The 19,350-nt window shown below is 74.6% G+C and carries 19 protein-coding genes; 8 read left to right on the top strand and 11 right to left on the bottom strand.

What is annotated here, in order from left to right; genetic code table 11:
- Positions 1-89 precede the first annotated feature (89 nt).
- On the bottom strand, positions 90-1,265 hold the full coding sequence (locus tag KUM42_RS08115) for a GGDEF domain-containing protein (protein ID WP_237496255.1): 1,176 nt from the start codon (positions 1,263-1,265) through the stop codon (positions 90-92).
- 252 nt (positions 1,266-1,517) lie between these two features.
- Positions 1,518-2,033 carry a YbhB/YbcL family Raf kinase inhibitor-like protein gene (locus tag KUM42_RS08110; protein WP_237496254.1) on the bottom strand — a complete coding sequence of 172 codons (516 nt, stop codon included), beginning with the start codon at positions 2,031-2,033 and terminating at the stop codon, positions 1,518-1,520.
- An 89-nt stretch (positions 2,034-2,122) separates the two neighbouring features.
- On the opposite strand from KUM42_RS08110, the gene KUM42_RS08105 reads away from it, so the two are divergent.
- The 5 genes from KUM42_RS08105 to KUM42_RS08085 all read left to right on the top strand — a co-directional run bounded on the left by KUM42_RS08105 (position 2,123) and on the right by KUM42_RS08085 (position 5,954).
- Positions 2,123-2,578, top strand: coding sequence for a MarR family winged helix-turn-helix transcriptional regulator (locus KUM42_RS08105; RefSeq protein WP_237496253.1), 456 nt, complete (start codon positions 2,123-2,125; stop codon positions 2,576-2,578).
- A 50-nt stretch (positions 2,579-2,628) separates the two neighbouring features.
- On the top strand, positions 2,629-3,483 hold the full coding sequence (locus KUM42_RS08100) for a helix-turn-helix domain-containing protein (protein WP_237496252.1): 855 nt from the start codon (positions 2,629-2,631) through the stop codon (positions 3,481-3,483).
- Positions 3,484-3,549: 66 nt separating this feature from the next.
- Positions 3,550-4,485 (top strand): NADP-dependent oxidoreductase, encoded by a 936-nt coding sequence (locus KUM42_RS08095; protein WP_237496251.1) that lies wholly within the window; start codon positions 3,550-3,552, stop codon positions 4,483-4,485.
- Between the two features lie 30 nt (positions 4,486-4,515).
- Positions 4,516-4,977, top strand: coding sequence for a cupin domain-containing protein (locus KUM42_RS08090; protein ID WP_237496250.1), 462 nt, complete (start codon positions 4,516-4,518; stop codon positions 4,975-4,977).
- 215 nt (positions 4,978-5,192) lie between these two features.
- Entirely contained in the window at positions 5,193-5,954 is a 762-nt protein-coding gene (locus KUM42_RS08085) for a group II truncated hemoglobin (RefSeq protein ID WP_237496249.1), read from the top strand.
- 85 nt (positions 5,955-6,039) lie between these two features.
- On the opposite strand, the gene KUM42_RS08080 is transcribed toward KUM42_RS08085, so the two are convergent.
- From KUM42_RS08080 to KUM42_RS08060, 5 genes are all read right to left on the bottom strand, one after another.
- A complete protein-coding gene (locus KUM42_RS08080) occupies positions 6,040-7,323 on the bottom strand; it encodes a sulfate adenylyltransferase subunit 1 (RefSeq protein ID WP_237496248.1) in 1,284 nt (427 codons plus the stop codon).
- Entirely contained in the window at positions 7,323-8,231 is a 909-nt protein-coding gene (gene cysD / locus KUM42_RS08075; protein ID WP_237496247.1) for a sulfate adenylyltransferase subunit CysD, read from the bottom strand. Before cysD ends, KUM42_RS08080 begins: the two co-directional genes overlap by 1 nt.
- Before the next feature lie 118 nt (positions 8,232-8,349).
- A complete protein-coding gene (locus KUM42_RS08070) occupies positions 8,350-9,960 on the bottom strand; it encodes a cell wall metabolism sensor histidine kinase WalK (RefSeq protein WP_237496246.1) in 1,611 nt (536 codons plus the stop codon).
- Positions 9,957-10,694: a response regulator transcription factor gene (locus tag KUM42_RS08065; protein ID WP_237496245.1), complete on the bottom strand. Its 738-nt coding sequence runs from the start codon at positions 10,692-10,694 to the stop codon at positions 9,957-9,959. The genes KUM42_RS08070 and KUM42_RS08065 overlap by 4 nt, the downstream gene beginning before the upstream one ends.
- Positions 10,695-10,797: 103 nt before the next feature.
- Positions 10,798-11,598 carry a siderophore-interacting protein gene (locus tag KUM42_RS08060; RefSeq protein ID WP_237496244.1) on the bottom strand — a complete coding sequence of 267 codons (801 nt, stop codon included), beginning with the start codon at positions 11,596-11,598 and terminating at the stop codon, positions 10,798-10,800.
- 321 nt (positions 11,599-11,919) lie between these two features.
- Here KUM42_RS08060 and KUM42_RS08055 point away from each other — a divergent pair, with 321 nt between their 5' ends.
- Together KUM42_RS08055 and KUM42_RS08050 are read left to right on the top strand one after the other, a co-directional pair.
- Positions 11,920-12,129, top strand: coding sequence for a DUF2945 domain-containing protein (locus KUM42_RS08055; protein ID WP_237496243.1), 210 nt, complete (start codon positions 11,920-11,922; stop codon positions 12,127-12,129).
- Positions 12,130-12,143: 14 nt separating this feature from the next.
- Positions 12,144-12,572: a DUF2795 domain-containing protein gene (locus tag KUM42_RS08050; RefSeq protein ID WP_237496242.1), complete on the top strand. Its 429-nt coding sequence runs from the start codon at positions 12,144-12,146 to the stop codon at positions 12,570-12,572.
- 110 nt (positions 12,573-12,682) lie between these two features.
- Here KUM42_RS08050 and KUM42_RS08045 read toward each other — a convergent pair whose 3' ends face one another.
- On the bottom strand, positions 12,683-13,639 hold the full coding sequence (locus KUM42_RS08045) for a hypothetical protein (RefSeq protein WP_237496716.1): 957 nt from the start codon (positions 13,637-13,639) through the stop codon (positions 12,683-12,685).
- Positions 13,640-13,833: 194 nt separating this feature from the next.
- Here KUM42_RS08045 and KUM42_RS20265 point away from each other — a divergent pair, with 194 nt between their 5' ends.
- Complete coding sequence (locus KUM42_RS20265; RefSeq protein ID WP_304610764.1) at positions 13,834-16,461, top strand: LytR C-terminal domain-containing protein; 2,628 nt, start codon at positions 13,834-13,836, stop codon at positions 16,459-16,461.
- A 35-nt stretch (positions 16,462-16,496) separates the two neighbouring features.
- Here the strand turns inward: KUM42_RS20265 and pstB are convergent, their stop codons facing one another.
- Genes pstB through pstC form a run of 3 tightly spaced genes read right to left on the bottom strand, consistent with a single transcriptional unit; the run spans position 16,497 to position 19,332 of the window.
- Positions 16,497-17,276 carry a phosphate ABC transporter ATP-binding protein PstB gene (pstB, locus tag KUM42_RS08035; RefSeq protein ID WP_237496241.1) on the bottom strand — a complete coding sequence of 260 codons (780 nt, stop codon included), beginning with the start codon at positions 17,274-17,276 and terminating at the stop codon, positions 16,497-16,499.
- 26 nt (positions 17,277-17,302) lie between these two features.
- The gene (pstA, locus tag KUM42_RS08030) at positions 17,303-18,388 is read right to left on the bottom strand and encodes a phosphate ABC transporter permease PstA (RefSeq protein ID WP_237496240.1); all 1,086 of its coding nucleotides are present in this window, start codon (positions 18,386-18,388) and stop codon (positions 17,303-17,305) included.
- Positions 18,388-19,332, bottom strand: a complete 945-nt coding sequence (pstC, locus tag KUM42_RS08025; protein WP_237496239.1) for a phosphate ABC transporter permease subunit PstC — start codon at positions 19,330-19,332, stop codon at positions 18,388-18,390. The genes pstA and pstC overlap by 1 nt, the downstream gene beginning before the upstream one ends.
- Between the last annotated feature and the right edge of the window lie 18 nt (positions 19,333-19,350).

Below are 19,350 nucleotides of genomic sequence, written 5' to 3'. Positions count from 1 at the left end.
CACGCGCCGGACGGCGTGTCGGGCGGAGGTGCGCGACCGGCCTCCGGCCCGACCGGTGCGGCGGGGAGCTGCTCGACGTCGGTGGGTGGTCAGCCGGTCGTCACACCTGCTGCCTCGACGTCGTCGCTGGGGGAGCCGGGGGCGCTCGTCGTCGCATGTCCAGCTCGGGGGACTCGTCTGCCGGGGAGGGCCCGGGAGTCCAGCGCGCCCGACTGCGCGTCCCACCGCATCCGCACGTCCGGGATGCCGTTGCGCGGGTCACCCGCGATCCAGGCCTGGTCCCGCCCGGCGTGCTTGGCGCAGTAGGTCGCCCGGTCGGCGTCGGCGATGGCCTGTTCGGTGGTCTGACCCTCGCGCAGCACGGCCAGGCCGGCGGAGAACGTCACGCCCAGGTCCTCCCGGGCGACTGCGTCCCGCAGGCGCCGGACGAGCTGCTCCCCGCACCGGGTCTCCCCGCAGCGCAGGAGCACCAGCATCTCCTCACCGCCGGACCTGGACGCCCTGTCGCGGGTACGCAGCTGCCCCGACAGCAGCCTGCCGAAGGTGGACAGCACGTGGTCACCCGCGGCGTGCCCCAGCTCGTCGTTGACCTGCTTGAAGTGGTCCAGGTCCAGGACGATCAGGACGTCGCCCGGCTCGGCCTCGGTGAGGAAACGCGCCTGCCCACGCCGGTTGGCCAGCCCGGTCAGGGGGTCGATGAGGCCGTCGGCGCGCAGCTGTTCGATCAGGGTCACCTGCCTCGTCTGCAACCTGTGCAGCAGCTCGGCGAGCACCAGCCAGGTCAGTGCGACGAAGGCGGTGCGGACCAGGAGAGCGGAGCTGAGGTCGCCGAGCGTGCCGAGGTAGGCGGCCAGCGCGGGGGGCAGCAGCGCCCAGCCGCCGCGCGAGGGGAGGAAGAGGCCTGCGTAGGCGAAGCACAGGACGAAGAAGCCGACCAGGACGCCGGTCAGCTCGGGCACCGCTCGGGTCACCATGACCAGCGCAGCCAGGGACAGGACGGGGAAGGCGAGCAGCGCCCACGTCGACCAGCGGCTCCACGGCGCAGCGAAGCTCAGCCAGACCGCGACCAGGTGGAAGGTGACGACCCCGGCGAGCGACGGCCAGTGCACCGAGGGCGGGTGCAGCAGCACCAGCGCCAACGCGGTGGCCAGCAGCGAACCGAGTCCCAGCAGCCGGCCGTAGCCGACGGCCTCCCCACCGCGCCACCACCAGCCCGGCAACGCGCGTGAGGGCGTGGGTCGGATGGAGGAGTGAGGACCTGTCACGCTGGTCCATCGAGCGGTCCTGCCCTGGACTGGAGGCCCCGGAGCGACGCGTGCCTCCCCTGGGTGAGCTCTTCCGCCCGTCGCCCGGTCGGCCGCCGGACCCGGCGGTCCCTCAGGCCCGCCAGTGGCCACACCCGTCGAGGTGAGGACTCCCTGGACCCTGTCCTCGTGGGAGCTGCCCTCGGGGGCACGGTCCGGCGGCGAGCACGTCGGGCCGTCTCGGCTGGTCGACGTGCTCGCCGGTGGAGGCGGTCAGGCAGACGGTGCCTGGCTGGTGGCGGTGAGGACGGCGCGTCCCAGCGTGTGCGGGATCGCGAGGACGTGGACCAGTGCGGTGCTCGCGCCGGCGGGGACCTCGAGGTGGTCGACGTCCAGTGCGGTGGCGGCGATGACGAGGCGGTGGACGCCGGTGCCCGGCGGGGGGTTGACGCCGGAGAAGCCCGCGCGGCCCAGGTCGTTGGGCAGCGCGGTCGCGCCGGGCACGGTGCCGTCGGGGGAGCCGGCACCGGCCGGCAGTCCACCGGCGGTGACGGGCACGTCGGTGAGGACCCAGTGCCAGAGCCCGCCGGGGATCGGCGCGTCGGCGTCGTAGGCGGTGACCAGCAGGCTGCGCGTGCCCTCGGGCAGGTCGGTCCAGGACAGGGCGGGGGACCGGTCGCCCTCCTCGGCGTAGGCCGAACGCGGCAGCTCCCCGCCGTCGCGGACGTCGGTGCTGCTCAGCGGGAAGGAGGGGGCGGGGAAGGCCAGGGCGTAGGGGTCGTAGGACATGGCGGTACCTCTCGGAGATGTACAGGCTTGCTGGACAATCCAAACGTACAGCATGGCTGTACTATCCGGGAGTGGCCATCAGCACCCGCGTGCCGACATCACCCGGACAGCCCGAGGGGGACCTGTCGCCCGAGCTGGCGCAGGCCGAGGCGCTGCGCACCGCCGTGGGCACCTTCGTCCGCCAGGTCCGCAGCAAGGACGCCGTGCCCGCCGGTCAGGCCGCCGTCCTCGGCCACCTGGCCCGCGCCGGTGACCTGTCCATCACCGCCCTGGCGGAGCTGGAGGGGGTGCGCCACCAGTCCATGGCCCGCACGGTGGGCCTGCTGGCCGAACAGGGCATGGTCGCCACGGCGGTCGACGAGCGCGACCGACGCCGGGTCAGCGTCCAGCTGCTCGACCAGGGCGCCCGCCGGCTCGGCGAGGAACGCCTGCGGCGCGCGACCGTGATCGCCACGGCCACGGCAGCGGCGCTCACTCTCGAGGAACGCCGGGTCGCCGAGCGCATCCCGGAGGTCCTCCGCAAGATCGGCGGCTCCATCGCCTGACCCGCGGGCCGGGACCCGGTGGCGAGCGGACGTGCAGCAGACTCGCGCGCGTGGAACGGCTCGAGTTCGGCGCCGCGGTGCGCCAGTTGCGGGAGGGCACACCGCCGGCAGCCGTCGGGCTGACCTCCGGGAGCCGCCGGGTGCCCGGCCTGCGGCGGGAGGAGCTCGGCGACCTCGCCGGGATGTCCGCGGACTACGTCCGCCGGCTGGAGCAGGGGCGCAGCCATCCCTCCGCCGGGGTGGTCAACGCCATCGCCCGGGCCCTGCGGGTCGGCCGGGCGGACTACGAGCGGCTGTCCGCGCTGGCCGGGTACGCCGCTGCCGACGGCCAGGTGCCCACCGACCTGGGGCCGGGGGCGACGCGGCTGCTGGAGCGGTTCCCCGACACCCCGATGCTCGTCACCGACGCGGCCATGAACCTGGTCGCGGTCAACAGCGCCTTCCTCGCCCTCGAGCACTGGGACCTCACCGGCGAGCGCTGGGAGTGGAACGTCGCCTGGCGCTCCTTCTGCCACCCCTTCGCCGCCTTCCAGCAGTCCGACGCCGACGCGACCAGTCACGAGGCGGTCCTGGTGGCCCAGCTGCGGGCCGCGGTGCTGCGCTACCCCGCCGACGGCGAGCTCGCCGCGCTGGTGGAGGAGATGCGCACGCGCAGCCGGCGGTTCGACGCCCTGTGGCGCGCGCCGCGGCCGGTGGCGGCCTACGAGAGCAGTGCGACCTTCGTCCAGGCCGACGGGGACTCGCTCACCCTCGTCGGGAGCATGATCGCCATCCCCGGCGACGACCTGGCCGCCGTGGTGCTCACCGCCGCGCCGGGGTCACGCGATGCGACCCGGCTGGCGGAGGTCGTCGGCGCGACCGATCGGCGGGCGGTCGTGAAGGTGGGCCAGACCGGCCCAGGATGACCGCGCGCTGAGCTGCCACGGTGGGTGACGTCCGACGACGACATCCCAGCGAAGGCAGGTCCAGCGGTGAAGGCAGTGCGGTTCCACGAGGTCGGCGGTCCGGAGGTCCTGCGGTACGAGGACGTCGAGGTGCCCACGCCCGGTGCCGGTGAGGTGCGGGTGCGGGTGGCGGGCTCGGCCTTCAACGCCGCCGACAACGGCATGCGCGGCGGCTTCCTCCCGATCCCGGTCGTGCTGCCGCACGTGCCCGGCTACGACGTCTCCGGCACGGTCGACGCGCTCGGCGAGGGCGTCGAGGGCGGCCTGCGGGTCGGGGACGCGGTCATCGGGTTCCTGCCGATGGAGCGCGACGGCGGCGCCGCCGAGCACGTCATCGCCCCCGCCGAGGCGCTGGTCCCCGCGCCCACGACCGTCCCGCTGGCCGACGCGGCGGGGCTGCCGTCGGTGGCGCTGACCGCCTGGCAGGCGCTCTTCGACGACGGCCGGCTCACCGCCGGCCAGCGCGTGCTGGTCAACGGAGCCGGCGGCGTGGTCGGCAAGTACGCCGTCGCACTGGCGAAGCGGGCCGGGGTGCACGTGGTGGCCACGGCCAGCCCACGCTCCCGTGCCGCCGTCGAGGCCGCCGGCGCCGACGAGGTCGTCGACCACACCACCACCGACCTGCTGGGCGCGGTGCAGCAGCAGGTCGACGTGCTGCTCAACCTCGCGCCCATCGAGCCGGACCGCTTCGCCGCGCTCGTGGCCCTGGTCCGCGACGGCGGCCGGGTCGTCAGCACCACCGCGTTCATGGCCACCCCGGGCGACGACGACCGTGGCGTCACCGCCGCGACGGTGTTCGTGCTGCCCAATCGGGAGCGGCTCACCCAGCTGGTGTCCCTCGTCGACAGCGGCGAGCTGCACGTCGAGGTCACCCGCCGCATCCCGCTGACCGAGCTGCCCGCCCTGCACGCCGAGGCCGCCGCCGGCGGCGTCGCCGGCAAGGTCGTCGTCCTGCCCGCCTGACCGTCAGCCCACACGAGACCGGAGACGGACATGAGCATCCCGTACCTCGCGCGACCCGAACAGCACCAGCAGCTGGAGTGGCTGAACGGCGACACCCTGTCGATCCTGCTCGACGGCGCGGCCACGAACGGCCAGCTGATGGTCGGGCGCTTCGACGTGAGCCGGGGCGAGGCGCCGCCCTGGCACGTGCACACCCGGGAGGACGAGGTCTTCCTGCTCATCAGCGGCACCGCACTGGTGTGGGCCGGTGAGGAGGAGAGCGAGCTGACCGCGGGCGGCATCGTCTTCCTGCCCAGGAACGTGCCGCACTCCTACCGGATCACCTCGGAGAAGGCCGACCTGCTGATGATCAACACCCCGGCCGGCATCGAGGGGATGTTCCGCGAGACCGGACGGGACCGGTCCACCCCACGGCCCGACGGCTTCACCGTCACACCCCGACCGGAGGTGGCCGTCGCCTACGGCAGCACGGTCCTGGGCCCGCCCCGCTGATCGACGAGCTCCGCCGCCGGACGTCGAGTGGGGAGTCGCCGTCGTCCGGCCCGGCGTGTCCGGCCGTGTCGGCGACCGTGACCGCGCACTCGGGGCGTCGGACGCGGCGCGGCGCAGGCCGCCCGCCCGGGGCGGCGACGGCCGCGACGCGACCTCTTGTCGGTGCACGCCGGCAGGCGTGTGATGGGGCCACCGGCGACCAGGGGAGGCCCCAGGTGATCGTGGAGTACATCCGGTACCGGGTGGACGAGGAGAGCTGGCCGGCGTTCGAGGCCGCCTGGGCGCGCGCGGCGGCGGTGCTCGCCCGCGCCGTCCAGTGCGTCGACCACGAGCTCAGCCGCAGTGTCGACGAGCCGGCCTGCGCCGTCGTGCGCCTCACCTGGACCTCGGCGGAGGACCACCTGCAGGGGTTCCGCGGCGGGCCGCTGTTCCCGGAGTTCCTCGCCGCGGTGGGGCCGTGGATCGACGACATCGAGGAGATGCGGCACTACGCCCGGACCCCGGTGCACGGCGCCGGCGGCTCGGTGCCCTCGCTCTACGACTGGGCCGGCGGGCTCACCGCCCTGGAACGGCTGACCAGGACGTTCTACGACCACGTGCGGCGGGACCCGTTGGTCGGTCCGCTATTCGCGCACATGGACGGCGACCACCCACGGCACGTGGCGCTGTGGCTCGGCGAGGTCCTCGGCGGCCCGGACCGCTACACCCGCGAGCGCGGCGGCTACCCCGCGATGCTCGGCCACCACCTGGGCAAGGACATCACCGAGGCGCAGCGGCGGCGGTGGGTCGAGCTGCTGCTGGACGCCGCCGACGAGACCGGTCTGCCGGCCGACCCGGAGTTCCGCGCGGCCTTCGTCGGCTACCTGGAGTGGGGCACCCGGCTGGCGGTCGCCAACTCCCGGCCCGGCGCGGACGTCGTCCGCTCCGCGCCGGTGCCCCGCTGGGGCTGGGGCGTCGCCCCGCCCTGGGTGGGCTGAGCGCCGGCGCAACGGTCGAGTGGGCAGTTGCCGTCGTCCGGCGCGGCGCGTCCGGCCGTGTCGGCGACCGCAACTGCCCCCTCGGTCAGGAAGGCGTGATCATCCCCGCGCCGACGGTGGCGTTGGTGGCCTCGTCGATGAGGATGAAGCGGCCGGTGACCCGGTTGCGGTGGTAGTCGTCGACGAACAGCGGCTGGGTGGTGCGCAGCGTGACCCGGCCGATGTCGTTGAGGCCCAGGCCGTCGGCGCTGGTGTCCCGGTGCAGGGTGTTCACGTCGAGCCGGTACTGCAGGTCCTTGACCACGGCGCGCACCGAGCGGGTGGTGTGCTTGACCGCGAGCCGCATCCGGGGCACCAGCGGCGCGTCGGCCATCCAGCAGACCATCGCGTCGACGTCCTGGGTGACCGTCGGGGCGTTGTGCGGCCGGCAGATCATGTCCCCGCGCGAGACGTCGAGGTCGTCGGTCAGCCGCACGGTCACCGACATGGGCGGGAAGGCGGCGTCCAGCGGGCCGTCGGGGCCGTCGATCGCGGCGATCGTGGTGGTCAGGCCGCTGGGCAGCACCTGCACCTCGTCGCCGGGGCGCAGCACGCCGGCGCCCACCCGGCCGGCGTAGCCGCGGTAGTCGCGGTGCTCGTCGGTCTGCGGGCGGATGACGTACTGCACCGGGAACCGGGTGTCGACGAGGTTGCGGTCGCTGGCCACGTGCACGTGCTCGAGGTGGTGCAGCAGCGACGTCCCCTCGTACCAGGGGGTGTTCGCCGAGCGGGTCACCACGTTGTCGCCCTGCAGCGCCGAGATCGGGACGACGGTCAGGTCGGGCACCTCGAGCTTGGTGGCGAAGGCGGAGAACTCCTCGCGGATGCCCTCGTAGACCTCCTCCGACCAGTCGACCAGGTCCATCTTGTTGACCGCGACGACCAGGTGCGGCACCCGCAGCAGCGAGGCGAGGAAGGCGTGCCGGCGGCTCTGCTCGAGCATCCCCTTGCGGGCGTCGACCAGCACGATCGCCAGGTCCGCGGTGGAGGCGCCGGTGACCATGTTGCGGGTGTACTGCACGTGCCCGGGGGTGTCGGCCAGGATGAACGTGCGCCGCGGGGTGGAGAAGTAGCGGTAGGCGACGTCGATGGTGATGCCCTGCTCGCGCTCGGCCCGCAGGCCGTCGGTGAGCAGCGACAGGTCCACGTGGTCGCCCCGGCTGGCCCGCTCGATGGCGGCGTACTGGTCCTCGAAGACGGCCTTGCTGTCGTAGAGCAGCCGGCCGATCAGGGTGCTCTTGCCGTCGTCGACCGAGCCCGCGGTGGCGATCCGGAGGATGTCCTTGCGGGCGGTGGCGAGCTCGGCGGCCGCCTGGGAGAGCGCGGTCATCAGAAGTACCCCTCCTTCTTGCGGTCCTCCATGGCGGCGTCGCTGACCTTGTCGTCGCCGCGGGTGGCGCCGCGCTCGGTCAGCCGGGTCACGGCGATCTCCGCGATCACCTCGGCCACCGTGCTGGCGACCGACGGGACGGCGGCGGTCAGGTTCGCGTCGCCCACGGTGCGGTAGCGCACGCTGCGCCGCTGCACCTGCTCGCCGTCCTTGGGGGTGATGAACTCGTTGACCGCGTAGAGCATCCCTGCGCGGTCGACGACGTCGCGCTCGGCCGCCAGGTAGAGCTGCGGGATCGCGATCTCCTCCTGGGCGATGTAGCCCCAGATGTCCAGCTCGGTCCAGTTCGACAGCGGGAACACCCGGATCGACTCACCGAGGTGGGTGCGGCCGTTGTAGAGGTCCCACAGCTCGGGGCGCTGGTTCTTCGGGTCCCACTGGCCGAACTCGTCACGGAAGCTGAACACCCGCTCCTTGGCCCGGGCCTTGTCCTCGTCGCGCCGGGCGCCACCGAACAGGGCGGTGAAGCCGTGCCGCTCGACGGCGTCCAGCAGCACCGGGGTCTGGATGCGGTTGCGCGAGCCGTTGGGCTCCTGGCGCACCGTGCCGGCGGCGATCGCGTCGGGCACGGAGGCCACGACCAGCTCGACGCCCAGCTCGGCGACCCGGCGGTCGCGGAAGGCCAGCACCTCGGGGAAGTTCAGCCCGGTGTCGACGTGCATGACCGGGAACGGGATGCGCGCCGGGGCGAAGGCCTTGCGGGCCAGCTCCAGCATCACGATGGAGTCCTTGCCGCCGGAGAACAGCAGCACCGGCCGCTCGCTCTCGGCGGCCACCTCGCGCAGCACGTGGATCGACTCGGCCTCCAGCGTCTGCAGCTGGGTGAGCCGGTGGTCGGTGGTGATCACGCTGGCGAGCTCCCCGGGACGGCGGCACTGGTCAGGACGCACTCTCACATCGGGATGATGCGGATTGCCCCCACCAGTGTCCGTCATGGCGCCCCCGGCCCCGGCGGCCGGGACCGGGTCACTCCTCCTCGGGCACGGCTCCGGCCGGTGCCGGGCCCGACCGGGGCAGCCGCACGGTGAACGTCGCGCCCTGGCCCGGGGCGGTGGTCAGGTCCACGCGGCCGCCGTGCGCGGCCACCAGCGAGGCCACGATCGACAGGCCCAGCCCGCTGCCGCCCGCCGCACGGGTGCGCGACGTGTCGGCCCGGTAGAACCGCTCGAACACCCGCTCGGCGTCGGCGGCGGCCATGCCCGGACCCGCGTCGGAGACGGCCAGGCAGACGGTGTCCGGGTCGCCGGCGTCCTCGGACAGCCGCACGGTCACCGGCGTGCCGGCCGGGGTGTGGGTGAGCGCGTTGGTGACCAGGTTGCCGATCACCTGGCGCAGCCGGGCTTCGTCGCCGAGCACGACCGGCACCTCGGTCAGTGACGGGTCGAGCACCAGGTCCAGGGGTCGGTCGGGCTGCACGGCACGGGCGTCGTGCACCGCGTCGCCGGCGAGCTCGGCCAGGTCGACCGGGACGACGTCCAGCGGCCGCTGCTGGTCCAGGCGGGCGAGCTGGAGCAGGTCCTCGACCAGCAGGCCCATCCGGGTGGCCTCGGACTCGATCCGCTGCATCAGCCGTTCGACCTCGCCCGGGTCGCGGACAGCGCCCTGGCGGTGCAGCTCGGCGAACCCGCGGATGGAGGTCAGCGGGGTGCGCAGCTCGTGGCTGGCGTCGGCGACGAACCGGCGCATCCGCGCCTCGGAGGCGACCGCCTGCTCCTCCGAGACCTGCTGCGCCCGGAACGAGCCCTCGATCCGGCCGAGCATGCCGTTGAGCGCGGTCGAGAGCCGGCCGACCTCGGTGCGGTCGTCGCCGGCGGGCACGCGGCGGGAGAGGTCGCCGCCGGCGATCGCCCGCGCGGTCACCTCGACCTCCTCCAGCGGGCGGAGGCTGTTGCGCACCAGCCGCTGACCGGCCGCGCCGATGACCACCAGGACCAGCATGCCCACGACCAGCTCGAGGGCGACCAGCCGGCTCACCACGGCCCGGTCGTTGGCCAGGTCGATGGCGTAGACGATGGCGACCTGGCTGTTGACCGGCAGCACGACGACCCGCCAGGCGGTGCGGTTGCCGGAGTAGACGGTGAACGGGTCCTGCCCGTAGCCCGCGGCGTTGGCCGCGGTCATCGACGAGACGTCGGGCAGGCCGTTGCCGGCCCGGTCGTCGGAGAGCTCCTGGAAGGCGCCGTCGGGCCCCAGGCACGCCAGGTACGTGTCCCGCGAGGTCAGCCGGAGGTTGTCGGTGGTGCAGATCGAGCCCAGCCTCGGGTCGCCCGCCAGGGTGGCGGCATAGCCGCTGAGCTGCCCGTCGCGCTGGGTCTGCAGATAGTCCTTGAGCAGCGAGGTGGCACCGAAGCCGGTCGCGGCCAGGGCCGCGGCCACGACGGCGATCAGGAGCGCGACCAGGCGCACCCGCAGCGGCATGCCGGCGGTGACCTCGGCCAGCGGGTGCGGCCACCGGCGCCCGGGCCGGCCCCCCGGCCCGGCGTGCACCGTGGCGCCCGTCCCGCCGGTGGCCGGTCCGTCGGGGGTGGGCTGGGGTGGTGCCGTCGCCGGGTCGACCGGGAGGTCCGTCGTCGTCACGTGCCGCGGGGCAGGCGGAGGGAGTAGCCCACGCCCCGCAGGGTGTGCAGCAGCCGCGGCTCGGTGGTGTCGACCTTGCGGCGCAGGTAGGAGATGTAGGACTCCACGACGTTGGCCTCGCCGTTGAAGTCGTAGTTCCACACGTGGTCCAGGATCTGCGCCTTCGACAGCACGCGCCCGGCGTTGGTCATCAGGTAGCGCAGCAGCTTGAACTCGGTGGGGGAGAGGCTGACCAGCTTCCCGGCCTTGAGGACCTCGTGGGACTCCTCGTCCAGCTCGATGTCGGCGAAGGTCAGCCGCGGCGCCTCGGACACCCGCTGGGTGCCCTGGCTGCGGCGCAGGACGGCCCGGATCCGGGCGAGCACCTCGTCGAGGCTGAACGGCTTGGTGACGTAGTCGTCGCCGCCCAGGGTCAGGCCGGTGACCTTGTCGTCGGCGCCGTCGCGGGCGGTGAGGAACAGCACCGGGGTGTGCGTGCCGTTCTGCCGCAGCCGGCGCACGACGCCGAAGCCGTCGAGCCCGGGCATCATCACGTCGAGCACCAACAGGTCGGGGCGGAACTGCTCGGCCACGGCGAGGGCCTGCTGCCCGTCGGGTGCGGTGGCCACCTCGAAGCCGGCGAACCGCAGGCTGGCCGACAGCAGCTCACGGATGTTCGGCTCGTCGTCGACCACCAGCAGCCGGGCCTCCGGCTTGGAGCCGGACGCCGAGGTGCCGGAGCTGCTCCCGGACACGAGGCCTCCCGTTGAGCTGTGCACCGCTGTCGAGGTCATGGTGACAGGTTGGGGCGGCCGACTGCGGTGCCACTGGACGTTCCCTGTGAGGACGCTGGGGGTGTCAGCCGGCCGGGGACATGGCCCGGCCCCGGCGCCAGTAGCCGATCGCGTGGTGCTGGTGCCGCCGCAGTCCCCACCGGCCGCGCAGGTCGGCCCGCACCGCCCGCACGGTGGCGGACTCCGCGCCCACCCAGGCGAACAGGTCCTCGCCGTCCGGGCGCTCCAGGGCGGCGACGGCGTCGACGAGCAGGGTGCTCTCGCCGGGGTCGGTGCCGGCGCGGTGCAGCCAGCGCACCTCGACCCCCGGCGGGGCGGGCAGCTCCTGCTCCTCGGCCGGGCCGGCCACCTCCAGCAGCGCGATGCCGCGGGTGTCCGGAGCCGCCGCGGCGAGGATCCGGCTGATCCCGGGCAGCGCCGTCTCGTCGCCGGCCAGCAGCAGCCAGCCGGCGAGCTCCGCGCCCAGCGGTGCGGCGCTGGCGACGCCGAGCACCGCACCGGGTGCCGCGGCCGTGGCCCAGGCGGCGGCCGGGCCGTCGCCGTGCAGCACGAAGTCGACGTCCAGCTCGCCGGCGGCGGGGTCCTGGCGGCGGGCGGTGTAGCTGCGCAGCGCGACCCCGTGGCTGCCCTGCGGCCACACGATCCGGCCGTCGCGGGCCACCTCCGGCCAGCGCGGGGCGGCGTCGCCGACCCGGGGGACCAGCAGGGACAAGGTCGGGCCGGCCGCGGCCACCACGGCGCCCGAGGCGGTCAGGGTGACCCGGCGGACCGCGGGGGTCACGTCCCGGACGGCGCTGACGGTGAGGACGTCGACCGGGCGGGCGACGACGTCGACGGCGGGGTCGGCGGTCTCGGTCGGTTCCACGGCCCCAGGTTAACGAGGGCCGGGCAGACGAGGGCCGACCCGGCAAGCCCCGGGGGAATGGGGCCGGCCGGGCCGGCGATCGAGGACGGGCACTCACCGTGCGTGACCAGCTGACTGCGCTGACCGGGGAAGACGCTCAGCGCGGCCCGTCGAGTGAGCACGCTACGTGACGATCATCGGAGCCGACCACCCGTCCCGGTGGAGTCCCCTCGAAGGGGTGACCCCGGCCGGGCCGGGCAGGCCGATGTGTGCGCCCGCGCTGCCCCGGGCAGGCAGGGCGGACATCCGAGCGGACGACGACTGGACGACGAGGAGCCGGCGATGGCGCAGGAGTTCGACAAGGGCGACCACGTGAGCTGGAAGAGCCACGGCGGCGAGGCCGAGGGCACCGTCACGAAGAAGATCACGAAGGACACCGAGGCGGCCGGCCGGAAGGTCAAGGCGAGCAAGGACGACCCGCAGTACGAGGTGAAGAGCGAGAAGAGCGGCGGCACCGCCGTCCACAAGCCCGGCGCCCTGCACGAGGACTGAGCGAGGAGACCCCGATGAGCGACACCGACGACACCTTCGCGGGCACGTCCGCCCGCAGCACCACGCACAGCGCGCGTGAGGACGACCAGCTCAAGCACGAGGTCGAGGGCATGATCCGCGCCGGCCGGTCCACCCACGCCGAGGAGTGGAAGGACCCCGAGCCCGTCGCCGAGGGCGAGCCGGACGTCGACAGCTCACCGGCCGACACCCTGGTCGGGGGCGTCCCGAACGGCATGACGCCCGACGCGGTCGTCGCCCGCGCCGAGCTGGCCCGCTGGCTGGACCGCGCCGACTTCCCCAGCACCGGCCCGGACCTGGTGGAGGCCGCCCGCGACCACCGGGCGCCGGACTCGGTCGCCGACGAGCTGTCCAGGCTGCCCGCCGGGGAGACCTACGAGCGGATCGGCGACGTCGTCCGCGCGCTCGGGTACCCGACGGAGTAGGAGGACCCCGTCCTCCTCACTCCGAGCGAGCTCGGAGCGAGCCTCGGGACGGGGCCGGGAGGACCGGTGACTGGCCGGCGCCGTCCTCGAGGGCGGTGCCGGCCGCACGGTCAGTGCGGCGCGGCCTCCTCCTCGGCGATCTCCTCCGCGCCCCGGCGGCGCAGCAGGCGCGAGCCGGGGAAGCCCTTCACCACCTGCCGCATGTCCTGCACCGTGTCCAGCAGCGCGTGCACGTCGGGCACCACGTCCCCGAGCGTCACCAGCACCGGGACGACGTCCTCGTCCAGGTGCACCACCAGGTCGGGCAGCCGGTCGACCAGGGCGATGAGCGCCGTGACCTCGTCGGGGTCCAGCTGCTCGGCGAACCGGGTCACCGCCGGGGCCAGCCGGTGCAGCGCCGCCGCGTAGGAGTCGACCAGCGGTGTCACCGTGCCGACCAGCGGGACGGCCGAGTCCAGCAGCGGCTCGGTGGCCGCCAGCAGGTCCTCGGCCCGGCCGATCAGGCCGCCCGCCGCCGCGGAGGTGCCGCCGACGGCGCGGACCACCTGCTCCGCGACGTCGGTGACCCCGCCGATCCGGTCCACCGCGCGGTCGGCGGCCGCCTGGGTGACGCCGATCTGCGCCACGGCCCGGTCGGCTGCAGCCTGCGTGGCGCCGATCTGCTCGATGGCCCGGTCGGCGGCGGCCTGGGTGGCGCCGATGCGGCCGATCGCCTGGTCGGCGGCGGCCTGGGTCAGCCCGAGGTGCGTGATGGCCTCGTCGGCCCGCTCCCGGGTCGCGGCCACCCCGGTGATCGCGTCGTCGGCGTTGGCCTGGGTCACCTTGATCCGGGTCATCGCCTCGTCGGCGTGCGCACGGGTGGCGTCGACGGCCGCGATGGCCCGCTCGGCAGAGTCGGCGAGCAGCTCGGCGCGGTCGATCAGAGCCGTGCCGCGCTGCAGCAGCCGCTCGAGCTCGCCCATCGCACCGGCCAGCCGGGGCAGCAGGTTCAGTGCCTCGGTGACTCCGTCACGCAGGCCACCGGCGGCGGTGAGCACGTCGGTCGGGCCGGGGAAGGGCAGCTTCACCGGGCCGACGCTACGGTCCGGCACCCGTCCGCGCCGGTCGGGGCGGGGCAGGACGTCGGCCCTCCCGCCCGCGCGTCCCACCCCGCGCGCCGCTCGCCGCCCGTATCGTGGGCCGGTCACCCGGGGGCGGCTCGAGCCCGGCCGGGGCGCGGATCGAGCGGCCCAGCCACGGTGCCGCAGGACACGACGATGGGATGTCGACACCGGTGGCGGACCAGTCGAGGCCGAGCGGGACCGACGGCGCGTCCGTCGACGACCGCTCCGCCTCGGGCTCCCGGGCCGCCGGGGACCGTCCGTCCGCCCCGCTGACCGTCGCCGAGCTCGTCGCCCGCTCCGGCGGGACCGGCGTGGGCCGACGCCGCGCCGAGCGCCGCGAGGCCGAGGCCACCGGCCGCCAGCAGGCGGTCGACGACCGGGGCCTGCCCCGCGAGGCCGCCCCGGACCAACTGGACGACGACCGGGCCGCGCCGGAGCAGCCGGACGCCGGCCGGCGCGCGTCCCGGTGGGCCGCGGCGCAGCCCGACGGCGGACGGCGTCCCGACCGGGCACGCGGTGCGGAGCCGGCCCCCCGGGTGGGCGCCCGGCGCGACCCCGGGTCCCCGGCCGTCAGCCCCTCGCCCGTCCTGCCGACCGGCTGGCAGCCCGCGGCGCCCTCGCCGGCGACACCCTCGCCGGCCGCCGCCCCGGCGACCGGCCTGCTCGCGGGGACGCCCGCGGTCGCGGACCCCGTCCGGCCGGCCGCGCCCGCCTCCTCGGCGTCGCCCGCGCCCTCCGCGTCTCCCGCGCCGTTCCCGTCTCCCTCGTCCTCCCCGGCTCCCGCGCCGTCCCCGGCGCCCGCCCGGGGTGCCGCGCCCCCACTGCCGTCGACCGGGCGGAAGACGCCGCCGCCGGCGGCTGCGCCGTCCCGACCGGCGACCGGCCCGACGCGGTCCTCCGGTGCCTCGGCGTGGTCACCGGCACCGGCGCCCGCCCCGGCCGCCGGTCCGTCCCAGGTCCCCGCCGTGGCCCCGGCCGACGTCCCCGCCGTGGCCCCGGCCGACGCCCCTGCCGTGGCGCCGGTGGCCCCGGCCGGCGCTCGCGCAGCCGGATGGGCCGCGGTGGCAGCGCCGGCGGAGGCCCGGCCGGTCGCGCGGCCCCGGCCCACGCCCGGCCCGGTGGCCGGCTCCCCACCGGCCGCCCCCGCCCCGCCGGCGGGTGCGCCCGCTGCCGGCCGCGGGGCCTCGCCGTCCGCCCCGGTGCCGCCGCTGCCGGCCCTGCGCGGCGCCGGTGCACCGGCCCGCCCCGCGTCCCCGCAGCCGTCGGTCCCGGTGCCCGGGGTCCGCAAGAGCCTGCCGCTCCCGCCGATCCCCGGCCGTGATCTGCCCACCTCGACCGGCTCGACGGCGGTGGAGCGGGTGCGGACGCCGGCGAGCCCGGCCCGCCGCCGGTTCAACCGGGCGTGCGGCGCGCTGGCCGCCGTCCTGGGCGTCGTCGTCGCCGGCTACGGCGGGCTCTACGTCTACGGCGACCAGGCGATGACCCGGGTGGACGCACTGGTGCCCGACGGCCCCGAGGTGCTGGCACCGCAGCTGCAGGTCGGCTCGGAGACCTCCCTGGTGGTCACCCGCGGCCTGCCCGGGCGCAGCGGTCTGGCGTCGGTGAGCGCGTTCGTCGCGCACGTGGCCGAGGACGGCGAGCACGCCGTGGTGGTGACGCTGCCACCGACGGCGCTGACCGACACCCCGGCCTGCCGGGCCACCGACGGGACGCTGCGCGCGCCGGTCACCGAGCCGTTCGCCGACGCGCTGCTGCAGGGCGGTCCGTCCTGCCTGGTGCGGTCGGTCCAGCAGCTGACCGGGCTGCGGATCGACCACTACGTCGGGGTCGACGCCGCCCGGCTGCCCGGCCTGGTCGACGTGCTCGGCGAGGTCGACGTCTGCCCGACCGGCGGTGGGGAGCCGCTGGCCGGCTCCGCCGTCGCCGACCACCTGCGTCCCGGCGGGGCCGGCTCCGACGTCACCGGTGCGATCGTCGGTGCCCGGGGGCAGCAGGTGCTCGGCTCCACGCTGGTCGCCGGGCTCACCGGTGGTGCGCTGGCCGACCCGGTCACCCTCGCCCGCTTCCTCTCCGGCACCGGCGACGCACTGACCGTCGACGAGGAGACCAGCCTCACGGACGTGCGGTCGCTGGGCCTGGCGCTGCAGCCGGCCGACGGACCGGCCCCCGAGGTCACCGCACTGCCGGTCGCCCAGGTCGGGCGGGTGGCCTCCGACAGCGACCAGGCCGCCGTGGTCGTCGACGCCCTGGCCACCCGCGAGCTGTTCGACGAGGTCATCAACAGCGGCCGGCTGCCCGCGCCCGAGGTGCCCGTGGAGGCCGCGCCGGCGCCCGCCGACGCCTCCGGTCAGGCAGCTGCCCCGGCCGACAGCCTGCCGGACCCGGTGGCTGCCGACCCGGTGCCGGCCGGCACCACGGTCACCGTGCCGCCGGCCGGGGTGACCGTCGACGTCCTGGACGCCAGTGGCACCGGCCGCACCACCGAGGTGGCCGACGGCCTGGCCGCGGGCGGCTTCCGGATCGGCGCCCGCGGTGTCGAGCCCGGCGCCGTCGACCGCACCGTGGTCCGTTACGGCGCGGCAGCGCTCGAGCAGGCCCGGACGGTGGCTGCCGCGGTGCCCGGTGCCCTCCTGCTGGAGACCGACGCGGTGGGTGCGGCGGTGCAGCTGGTGGTGGCCCGGGACTACGCCGGCCTGGCCCCCGCCGACGTGGGCACGCCCGTACCGACGACAGCGGCCCCGCCCCCCGCCGAGGCGGGGGACGGGGCCGGGGCCTGCACGAGCTGAGCTCGTCCCCGGTGCAGGTGCACCGGGGATCTCGCTCAGCCGAAGCGACCGGAGATGTAGTCCTCCGTCGCCTTCTCCTCGGGGTTGCTGAAGATCTTCTCGGTCGGGTTGAACTCGATCAGCCGGCCGGGCTGGCCCACGCCGTTGAGGTTGAAGAACCCGGTCGAGGTGCTCACCCGCGCAGCCTGCTGCATGTTGTGGGTGACGATGACGATGGTGAACCGCTCCTTGAGCTCGGTCATCAGGTCCTCGATGGCCAGCGTGGAGATCGGGTCCAGGGCCGAGCACGGCTCGTCCATCAGCAGCACCTCGGGCTCGACCGCGATGGCGCGGGCGATGCACAGCCGCTGCTGCTGGCCGCCGGACAGACCCGAGCCCGGGCGGTTCAGGCGGTCCTTGACCTCGTTCCAGAGGTTGGCGCCCTTCAGCGACCGCTCGACGAGGTCGTCCATGTCGGACTTCTTCATCCGCTTGTTGTTCAGCCGCACCCCGGCCACGACGTTGTCGTAGATCGACATGGTCGGGAAGGGGTTGGGCCGCTGGAAGACCATGCCGATCTGGGTGCGGACGTCGACCGGGTCGACGTCGGCGCCGTAGAGGTCCTGGCCGTCGATGACGACCTTGCCCTCGACGCGGGCGCCGGGGATGACCTCGTGCATGCGGTTCAGCGACCGCAGGAACGTGGACTTGCCGCAGCCGGAGGGGCCGATGAGCGCGGTGATGCTCCGCGGCTCGATGGAGACGTTGACACCCTCGACGGCCTTGAAGTTGCCGTAGTAGATGTCCAGGTCACTGACGTCGATGCGCTTGGCCACAGGGGGTGTCCTCCGTGTCGTTCCGGTCAGCGACCGGTCTTGGGGGCGAAGAGGCGGGTGATCAACCGGGCGACGACGTTGAGCGCCATGACCAGGATGATGAGCACGAGGGCTGCCGTCCAGGCCCGCTCGATCCCGAACTGGGCAGGGACGCCCGGCTGGGTGAGCTGGTAGAAGGCGAACACCGGCAGTGTGGCCATCCGGCCGTCGAACGGGTTGAGGTTCGTGCCGGTGATGATGCCGACGGTCACCAGCAGCGGGGCGGTCTCACCGATCACGCGGGCGACCGACAGCGTGATGCCCGTGCCCAGCCCGGCGATGGAGGTGCGGAGGACGATCTTGACGATCGTGCGCCACTTGGGCACCCCGAGCGCGTAGGCGGCCTCGCGCAGCTCGTTCGGGACGAGCTTGAGGACCTCCTCGGAGGAGCGCACGACCACCGGGATCATCAGCACCGACAGCGCCACGGCGCCCATGATGCCCAGCCGGACCCCGCCGCCGAAGAGCAGCGCGAACAGCGCGTAGGCGAAGAGGCCGGCGACGATCGAGGGGATGCCGGTCATGACGTCGACGAAGAAGGTGATGGCCTTCTTCAGGCGGCCGGTGCCGTACTCGACGAGGTAGATCGCCGTGAGCAGGCCGATCGGCACCGAGATGACCGTGGCCAACACCGTGATGATGATCGTGCCGAAGATGGCGTGGTAGGCGCCACCGCCCTCACCGACGACCCCCAGCATGGAGGAGTTGAAGAAGGTCGAGTCCAGGCGCGGCAGCCCGTTCTCCAGCACCGTCCAGATCAGCGAGACCAGCGGCACCATGGCCAGCAGGAACGCCGACGTGACGACCGTGGTGACGAAGCGGTCGGTGGCCTTCCGGCTGCCCTCGACGGACCGGGAGACCAGGTACACCGCCAGGCTGCCGAGGACGACGCCGTAGACGACGGTGAGCGGGATGTTGGAGCCGGTGGTGACCACCGTCAGCAGCGCGCCCAGGACGACGCCGGCCAGGAAGATGCCGGCGGCCGCGAAGCGGGGGAGGTGCCGCTGGGTGCGGACCGGTCCGGACGACGCACCGGCGGCCGGCGCGGGGGCGAGGGGGGCCTGGGTGCTCATCAGTTGGCTCCGGAGAAGTCGGCGCGCCGGTTGACGATGTACCGGGCGAGCATGTTGACCGCCAGGGTGATCAGGAAGAGTGCCAGGCCGCTGGCGATGAGCGTGTTGACCGCCAGACCCGTGGACTCGGGGAACTGCAGCGCGATGTTCGCCGCGATCGTGGAGGGGTTGCTGCTGCCGATCAGGTTGAACGTCACCCCGCCCGAGCCGGACAGGATGATCGCCACGGCGAGCGTCTCGCCGAGCGCGCGGCCCAGGCCGAGCATGGCGCCACCGATGACGCCGGACTTGCCGTAGGGCAGCACCGCCATCTTGATCATCTCCCAGCGGGTGGCGCCCAGGGCGAGCGCGGCCTCCCGGTGGAGGGCCGGTGCCTGGCTGAAGACCTCGCGCGAGATGGCCGAGATGATCGGCAGGATCATCACCGCGAGCACCAGCCCGACGGTGAGCATCGTGCGACCGGTGACCGAGGCGGGACCGGAGAACAGCGGGATGAACCCGAGGTGTGTCTCCAGCCACTTGTAGAACGGCACGAGGGCCGGGGCAAGCGCCGCGATGCCCCAGAAGCCGTAGACGACGCTCGGCACGGCGGCGAGCAGGTCCATCACGTAGCCCATGGCCGCGGCGAGCCGCTTGGGCGCGTAGTGGGTGATGTAGAGCGCGATCGCGATGGCCAGCGGGGTGGCCACCACGAGGGCGATCACCGCGGCCACCAGGGTGCCGAAGATGAGCGGACCGATGTAGCCGGCCAGCGACTTCCCGTCGGGCAGGTCGGCGCTGTCGGCGGTGAGCGCCGGCAGGGCCTCGCTGATGAGGAAGACCGCCACACCGGCGAGCACGATGAGGATGAGGATGCCGGCGCCGGTGGCGCTGCCGGCGAAGATGCGGTCGCCGACGCGCCGCTTCGGGCGGGGCGGGCTGGGTGGTGCGGTGAGGGTCGTCACCGGTGGCTCCGTCGGATC

Source organism: Modestobacter sp. L9-4, assembly GCF_019112525.1.
GTDB lineage: Bacteria > Actinomycetota > Actinomycetes > Mycobacteriales > Geodermatophilaceae > Modestobacter.
This window is presented reverse-complemented; position numbering and strand designations above follow the sequence as displayed.